Source organism: Mycobacterium sp. 1245805.9 (assembly GCF_001672915.1).
Lineage (GTDB): Bacteria > Actinomycetota > Actinomycetes > Mycobacteriales > Mycobacteriaceae > Mycobacterium.
Genome location: NZ_LZKR01000193.1, coordinates 1 through 564, shown reverse-complemented (window position 1 = coordinate 564; position 564 = coordinate 1). Strand labels below are relative to the sequence as shown.

Below are 564 nucleotides of genomic sequence, written 5' to 3'. Positions count from 1 at the left end.
CCGAGCGCGCCGTTCCGTTCGGGGCGTTCAGCCACCTGGTCGCCATCTCCGACCTCGGCAAGCCAGCCGCGCTGTTGCGGGCCGCCCGGGCCTCATTGGGTGACGACGAGCTGCTGCTCGTCGTCGACGACGCCCACGAGCTGGACGTCCTGTCGGCCACGCTGGTCTACCAGCTGGCGCTGGCCGGCACGGCCCGGATGGTCGTCACCGCCCGCGCCGGGGCGGGCAACTCGGCGATGTACGCGTCGACCTGGGCGGCTGTGGTCGCGCCGCCGGGCGCCTCGACGTCGATCCGCGGCAGTAGGCCATCGGTCCACAGCGCCGCGATGGCCTTTGGAGCCGCCTCGGCGCGGGCGGTGACGACCATCCGGGCCGTGCCGGCCAGCGCCAGCTGGTAGACCAGCGTGGCCGACAGGACGTCCAGCTCGTGGGCGTCGTCGACGACGAGCAGCAGCTCGTCGTCACCCAATGAGGCCCGGGCGGCCCGCAACAGCGCGGCTGGCTTGCCGAGGTCGGAGATGGCGACCAGGTGGCTGAACGCCCCGAACGGAACGGCGCGCTCGG

At 73.6% G+C, this 564-nt stretch carries 1 pseudogene; it reads right to left on the bottom strand.

Features of this window, described 5'->3' with window-relative positions:
* Positions 1-166: 166 nt before the first annotated feature.
* Positions 167-564, bottom strand: a pseudogene (locus A9X00_RS25055) (AAA family ATPase); the annotation flags it as partial.